Origin of the sequence: Parasphingorhabdus sp. (assembly GCF_041748495.1) — a bacterium.
GTDB lineage: Bacteria > Pseudomonadota > Alphaproteobacteria > Sphingomonadales > Sphingomonadaceae > Parasphingorhabdus.
The window spans coordinates 1-7,077 of sequence record NZ_JBGTDD010000115.1; the positions used below are offsets into that span (position 1 = coordinate 1).

Annotated in this window: 7 protein-coding genes and 1 pseudogene; 2 read left to right on the plus strand and 6 right to left on the minus strand. The window is 58.0% G+C overall.

What is annotated here, in order from left to right; all coding sequences use genetic code 11:
- A partial coding sequence (locus ACEW8J_RS10535) for a cytochrome P450 (protein WP_373491599.1) occupies window positions 1–1,147 on the minus strand: 1,147 nt, incomplete at its 3' end.
- A 173-nt stretch (window positions 1,148–1,320) separates the two neighbouring features.
- Between ACEW8J_RS10535 and ACEW8J_RS10540 the strand changes: the two genes are divergently transcribed.
- Both ACEW8J_RS10540 and ACEW8J_RS10545 read left to right on the plus strand, forming a co-directional pair.
- A complete protein-coding gene (locus tag ACEW8J_RS10540) occupies window positions 1,321–2,094 on the plus strand; it encodes a hypothetical protein (RefSeq protein WP_373491600.1) in 774 nt (257 codons plus the stop codon).
- A 304-nt stretch (window positions 2,095–2,398) separates the two neighbouring features.
- Window positions 2,399–3,484, plus strand: a complete 1,086-nt coding sequence (locus tag ACEW8J_RS10545) for an acyl-CoA desaturase (RefSeq protein WP_373491601.1) — start codon at window positions 2,399–2,401, stop codon at window positions 3,482–3,484.
- Between the two features lie 13 nt (window positions 3,485–3,497).
- On the opposite strand, the gene gspM is transcribed toward ACEW8J_RS10545, so the two are convergent.
- The 5 genes and pseudogenes from gspM to ACEW8J_RS10570 all read right to left on the minus strand — a co-directional run.
- Window positions 3,498–3,971 (minus strand): type II secretion system protein GspM, encoded by a 474-nt coding sequence (gspM, locus tag ACEW8J_RS10550; protein WP_373491602.1) that lies wholly within the window; start codon window positions 3,969–3,971, stop codon window positions 3,498–3,500.
- Window positions 3,968–5,092 (minus strand): hypothetical protein, encoded by a 1,125-nt coding sequence (locus ACEW8J_RS10555; RefSeq protein ID WP_373491603.1) that lies wholly within the window; start codon window positions 5,090–5,092, stop codon window positions 3,968–3,970. Before ACEW8J_RS10555 ends, gspM begins: the two co-directional genes overlap by 4 nt.
- Window positions 5,093–5,104: 12 nt before the next feature.
- On the minus strand, window positions 5,105–5,545 hold the full coding sequence (gene gspG, locus ACEW8J_RS10560) for a type II secretion system major pseudopilin GspG (RefSeq protein ID WP_373491605.1): 441 nt from the start codon (window positions 5,543–5,545) through the stop codon (window positions 5,105–5,107).
- 54 nt (window positions 5,546–5,599) lie between these two features.
- Complete coding sequence (gene gspF, locus ACEW8J_RS10565; RefSeq protein WP_373491604.1) at window positions 5,600–6,823, minus strand: type II secretion system inner membrane protein GspF; 1,224 nt, start codon at window positions 6,821–6,823, stop codon at window positions 5,600–5,602.
- Window positions 6,816–7,077: pseudogene (locus ACEW8J_RS10570) on the minus strand (type II secretion system protein GspE); the annotation flags it as partial. The gene gspF and the pseudogene ACEW8J_RS10570, both read right to left, overlap by 8 nt.

A 7,077-nucleotide genomic window follows, 5' to 3' on the forward strand; every position in this document is an offset into this window, starting at 1 on the left:
ACCGGTCCGGTTCCGGCCAGTGCTTTTCCATCTTGTGGACAAATTGCGGGCTGATACCGACGTTGGTGCCGGCGGGTATCGTATAGTTGCGAAAGGTAAAATCCTTGAGCGCGCGCCGCGGGATACTCGGCACCGGCGGAATCAGGCGAAGCGCTTCCTTGAACGCCATTTCGGTGAGCTCCAGCTTGCCGAGCTGTTCCATCGTGAGCACCGTCCCGGCCGGTGCAACCGACAGGCATTCCTCGCGCAGGCGGTCCTGCCACTCGGGATGCTTGGCGAGCAAATAGGTCAAGCTGGTTGCCGAAGAGGTGATCGTGTCATGCGCCGCCATCATCAGGAAGTTCATGTGGTCGACGACCTCGTCTTCGGTCAACAGTTCGCCATTCTCGTGGGTTGCAAGACATATCTGGGTAAATATATCCTCTCCGCCCCTGGCTCGCCGCTCCTTCACTTGCGGGGTGAAATAGTCGAGCAGATATTCGCGCGCCTTGACGCCCTTCCACATCTTGGTGAACGGGATCGGTTTGCGGGCGACGCCCACCGAAGCCTGCACTTCGTCGACAAAGGCCTTGTTGATCTTGTCTGCTTCCGGTCCCCAGGGGATGCCGAGAATGGCACTGGCTGCAGTATCCAGCGAAAGCGACTTGATCGCCGGATAAAAATTAAATGTGGTCCCGCTCCATTCGGCGACGCGATCCAATATGCCCGTCCCCAGAACTTGGCAATGGTGCTTCATCGGTCCGGGCTTGAAGGCAACCGATAGCGCCTTGCGGTCGGCTCTGTGCCGGTCAAAATCCATCAGCATCAATCCGCGTGGAAAGAGATTGTTGAGCACAGGTCCCCAGCCCTGCTCGCTGGAAAATATCTTGTCCTTGTTGAACATCACCAGTTCGGTTGCATCGGCACCGAGCAGCATGACGTTCTGCTTGCCAAAACTGTAGGTCCGATAGACCGAGCCATAGCGTTCGAACATATATTTGCCAAAACCGATCGGGTCCCTGATGACCTTCAACGTCGTCCCCAATATCGGCAAGCCGTTTTCGCCGGGAATATGCGCCAGTTGCTCTTCGCCCGGAGGTGTCATCCAATGGGGATTAGCGGTTTCCTGATAGGGATATCCATGTGGTTTTGCTGAAATTGTCGCCAAGGGAGCGCTCCTGAACTGGGGTTTCCATTGCTTACTAGCTACTTTCATGAATGTCAGCAAGCTACTCCATTCATAAGCTATTCAATCGACTGATGATATCAACGCCAGCAATAAGATAAAGAATCGCGACTCGGCTTGGCTGTCGCCAGTGGGTCGGTATTGAGGAAAAGAACATGACCAATTTTGCCATCCCCCATTTGTTCAAATCGACGCTGGCCGTAGGTGCCTTGCTGGGCTTGGCTGGCTGTTCGTACGGCGGGTCGGGCTATTATGGTGACGGCTATGTGAATAATCGGGGATATGACTGCGATCCCTATGCACCGTTCGACGACTATTATGCCTGCGACTATGGCTATGGCTTCGCCAATATCGGCTATGGCGGCGGATGGTATGATCAATATTATTATCCCGGCTATGGCGTCTATGTCTTTGACCGTGGTGGAACACGCTACGCAATGCGCGACAGTCACCGCCGCCATTGGGCCAGGCAGCGCGCTCAATATGGCGGGCAATATGGCGGGCGATATGCCAGAGACCGCAATCCGCAACGACGCGATGAGTGGCGTGATCGACGCAATGACCGCGGTGATGATGCACGCGACGAAAGACGTGGCAACTGGCGCGACCAACGCAATGACCGCCGCGATGACGCGCGCGACCCAAGGCGCCGCGACTATCGGGATAATCCCCGTACCCGCAGCGATCTCGGCACCCGGCCCGGAACAAGAGTCACACGCCCAGACCGCCCGGACCAAGCGGCTCCGGTCAGGAATCGTGGCGACCGGACAACACGCACGGATCGTCGTCCAACGGGAGCTGTCCAACAGCCGCAAGCCCGGCCACAACCGGCCCGGCCCGCTCAAACGAACAGGCCGCTCCGCCCTGAAGGCCCACGCTATGAACCTGGATCGAACCCCGGCACCCGCGAACGGCTCAGCGACGACTGAATGGCCCTCACGATTATAGGCCGATAAGGACCCGCCCAACGCGATGGCCGCGATGGCGCGGGACTTTATACGCTGGCTGCTCTCCTGCCCCAATGCGGGCGAACCGATCATGACCGGATGATCTTGCAAAAATATCGTGGCTTCCGCTAAACTCAATGGTCGGCAAATGAGAAAACTGCCAGGAAAACTTGACCAAAGCGGACAGTGTCCTCTTTCGCACCGCGCTTATTAGTTAACACAATTGTAATCATCGCAAATAGCCTATATCCTAGGGTTCCTACTCCAATGTTGAGGAACTGTGTCGATGGCCACTGCATTTAGCGACATCCAGCCCGACGAATATATACCGTCGGAAAAGCATCCGCAGCATGGCGTCATCATTGGCGGACCGGCCGCACGGGCAAAGCGGATCGAATATGGCATATTACTTTCGTCGATGGTTCTGGGCTCGCTCGGCGCGCTCTACTGGACCCTCACCTATTCCACCGGCTGGGTAGAATGGTCTGCCTTTCTCTTTGGCTTTGCGCTGATCAACATGGGCGTGGGTATCGGCTATCATCGCTATTTCACCCACCGCGCGTTTGAAGCAGGGCCCAAAATGCGCCTCGCTATTGGAATCATGGCGCAAATGGCCTGTCAGGCTTCCGTGCTGAAATGGGCTGCCGACCATCGCCGCCACCATGCCTTTTCCGATCAGGTCGGGGATATTCACAGCCCCTATATCGATGGTCATGGCAAGAAAATGTCGAAATGGAAAGGGCTGGGCATCTCCCATTTCGGCTGGCTTTTCGACAACACGACATCCGACATGAAAATTTACGGCAAGGGCCTGATCGATGATCCACAGGTTTTATGGTGTCATAAACATCGCTGGTCGATCGCCCTTTTCTCCAGCATCATTTTTCCCGCCCTGTGGGCGCTCGCATTTGGCGGCCCGGAATATATCATCGGCACCATTTTGATCGGCGGCTTCTTCCGCAACTTTTTCTTTCTGAATTTTGTCATGGGCGTGAACAGCATCGGTCATGTCTTCGGGTCGCAGCGGTTCAAGACCAAGGACGGATCGCGCAACAACTGGTTCATGGCCTGGATGACCTTTGGTGATGGCTGGCACAACAACCATCACCAGCATCCGCGCGCCGCGTCGTCGCAAATTGCCTGGTGGGAATTCGACCTCAACGGCCAGATCATCTATCTCTGGGAGAAAATGGGCCTGGTCTGGAACGTGCAGCGGGCACCTGCCTATATTCGCAACAAGGACGGCGAATGGGTTCAGAAAGAGACAAAGACAGCAAGAGCCGAGCTGGCCGAACCGGAAGTCATGTCAGCCGACGACGGCGGCCTGATGTTTCCTGCGGCGAAGCATCAGCATCGCGAACCGGCGGAGTGAAGGGCTGCTGTCGCTAGTTGGATCGCAAGGTCAGATTTGCTGATATTGTTCCGTTGCCGACAGGATTGACGCTAAGGGCTTCGACCGCGACTCCCTCCTGTTCGATCCGCGCCAGCCAGCCAAACAAAGCCGTCGGCTTGGCCGATTCCACCACCATATTGACCCGCTTGTCCGACTGCGGCGTGACCGAAGCCACCGCGATACCGGTTTCACCGGCGCTTTGACCGACAAAGGCATCGATCGCTCCGCTGAACCTGACGACATCGCCGTCCTTCGGCTGCTGAAGCGCCGCCACTTTGGCATCAATCCGGGCCCGCTGCTCGACCGCATCGAGATAGCGTTGCTCGGCAGACACCATCGCGCCGAACATCGGCCGAGCGATACCATAATAACCTGCCAGTCCCACCAGCAGCAGACCGGCGACACCGACCAATATCCGCTCTCTCTGGCTGAGACCGACAAACCAGTTTCTTGCATTCTCGATCATGGCGCCCTTACCGTAATATCTGCTTGCGCCGAACCCGTGGCATCGGTGCGCGGGGTTGCCGTGATGATGAAGCCTGCCTTTTGCATGGCGATCAGGGCCGGGTTGATATCTTCATTGCGGATCGCCGACAATGTGGCCGTAACGACCCCGTTTTCGCCATAAGCCATACGGGCGACGGACACGTTCGGTGCCTGTTGCAACGCGGAAAAGAGCGCTGAAGCCGGAACCGGAAACATGATATTGCCGCGATTTTCAGCAATCAGTCGCTGATCCAGGGCCTGCTCGGCGCTGTCCGGATTGTCCTGCTCTCCGACCACGATGGCGGCATTCGCCAAAGCCGCCTCGTCCGCCTCGCTGGCCGCCGAATGATATTTGGTCAGTTGTACCAGGGGTATGGCAAGGGAGAGGATGACCAACGCCGCCGCCATCCATCCGAGCCGTCGCTTTTGCAAGCTGTCCATCGTTCGCTGGGTCTTTTTTGCAAATGGTCCGGAACGAAAGTTCAGGTCGCCCTTTTCTCCAGCGCCGATCAGCAGGCCGTCAAAGGCATCGCCGGTCTTCGGCTCTATGGTGAGATCGGCAAAAAGAAAATCGCGGAAGGCGGGCTCATCGGTCGCGATGACATTTCCCGCACGCACCACCCGGTCAAATCCGAAATCTGCAGAAACCGCGCCATCGCTAACAGCTGGCAACAACCATCCCGACGGAATCATCCTGTCGGGATCAAGGTTCAGCGCCTGCAGCCGGACCAGACCGGCTGACAGCACATCCCTGCCGACCATCGCCGTCACCATGTCGCCTGCCCCATCCAGGGCCGAGACGATATGGACATTCTCTCCTTCCAGACTATGCGCCTTTGCCACCAATCTCGCTGCGGCCAGCGCCTGACTTTCGGTCGCATCGCTGATCGCCTCGTGACCCAATATGCTGGTGAGATGCGACGGCACCAGCGCGATTACGAAGACATCCTTTCGCGCCTCGTCCGGCCCACAGGCTTGCGAAGCCAGCATCGGGTCCGGATCGCATCCCCATGCCTGCACCACACCGTCGGCAACGTGCCACCAATAAAGTGCCTCGATATCGGTTGCCGGAAAGGCCGTGAGAAGAATATTGGGGTTCACGCGCTGCCGGTCTTATTCGGCGTAAATATCGGCATTGTCATCTTCGCCACCCGGTGCCCCGTCGGCCCCCAGTGAATAAAGATCAAAGCCGGGACCCTGACGGCCGGGATTGTCATATTGATAGGGTCGTCCCCACGGATCGTCGGGTAGCTTCTTGATATAGCCACCTTGGCGATAGCGTGCGGTCGTGGCCAAGGACGCGGGCGGAGCCACCAGCGCCTGCAAGCCATCGGATGAGGAGGGATAACTGAGATTGTCGAGCCGGTACATTTCCAGCGCCTGCCCGAGTGTTGCAATATCCGCCTGGGCCTTCTGGACCATCGCGCGGTCTTGGCTCGGCAAGACATTGATGACCACAATGGTTGTCAGCAGGCCGAGGATGAAAATCACCACCATCAACTCGACCAGCGTAAAGCCGTTGCGCCTTTTTCGCTGCTTTTTTCCCGGGCCCATTGCCTCACCCAGATCGCCTGTACCTGTCGTCATGTTCATTCCTTTGTTCCGGCCCTATAGTCCGGCCAGATTTTGAAGCTGCAAGATCGGCAATAATATCGCCAATATCACCACCGCCACCAGCCCGCCAAGTGCCACAATGATGATCGGCTCGAGCAAGGACAAGGCAGTAGAACTGAAATTGTCAAATTCGCGCTCCAGATAGCCCGCCGCCCTCGCCAGCATGTCATCGAGTTGGCCCGATGCCTCGCCGCTGGAGGTCATATAGACCAGCATCGGCGGAAAAACCCCTGTATTCTTGAGCGCAGTAGAGAGGCTGCCGCCGCCGCGAATCGCTTCCACCATGTCTTCCGACGCCTTGCGCAAGACACTGTTGTGGATCGTATTGGTGGTCAGCCGTAATCCTTCGATGATTGGCAGGCGGCTGGCCACCATGGTCGACAGGGTCCGCGCCAGACGCGCCGCGTGCAAATCGCGCAACAGCCGCCCGAAAAACGGCAGGCGCAGCAGAAAGCCGTCAAAACGATATTTGATCTGCGGCTCTTTCAGTGCGCGCCAGCCGATCAGCAGCGCGACTCCGATCACGATCGCAATTGCCCACCACCAGTCCGCCAGAAAGCCGGAAATGCCGATCACGATCCTTGTGATCATCGGCAGTTGCTGGTTTACATCGTCAAACTGCTCGACCACTTTCGGCACGACCGCAATCATCAGCAGCGCCACCACGATGATCGAAACCAGCGCCAGCACAATAGGATAAGCCAGCGTCCCAATCAATTTGCCGCGCAATTCCGCCTGCCGCTCCAGCAGGTCGGCAAGCCGTTCGGTGATATCGGGCAAGGTACCGGAACTTTCCCCGGCCGCGATCATCGCCCGGTAGAGCGGCGGAAAGCTTTTCGGTTCGCGACGCATCGCCTCGGACAGGCGTTGCCCCTCGATTACCCCGCCGTGGACCGATGCGATCCGCTGTTGCACATGCGGCTTTTCATTCTGGTTGCCGATCAGGCGCAGCGCTTCTTCCAGAGGGCTGACCTGTACCAGCGACGATAATTGCCGCGTGAACAGGGTCAGTTCTTTCGATGTCAGCTTTCTCGGCCCGAACAGACCGGCCGTGGCCTTGCCCTTCCTGCCTTTTCTCCCCTGTGCCGCCTCCATGCGGACGACATAGAAATTCCGCTCGCTCAGCTTTGCCCGCGCCGCATCGTCGCTGGCGGCGGCCAGCCTTCCGGTCTTTTCCCGTCCCTTGGGGTCAATGGCGGTATAGGCATATTCAGGCATCGACCGCTTCGCTTTCGCGTCTGGATATCCGGATAGCTTCCTCCGGCGTGGTCAATCCCTCACGGACCAAGGCTCTCGCGGCGACACCCAGATTGGGCTGGCGCAGGAACGCGTGGGCGGTGATACGCGCTTCATCGCCGCCATCATTGATCAGCTTGCGCAAGGTGTCGTCGATCCGGATCGCCTCGAACACGCCGATCCGGCCCTGGAACCCGGTCTGGTTGCAATGTTCGCAGCCGGTCTCGCGGTAGACC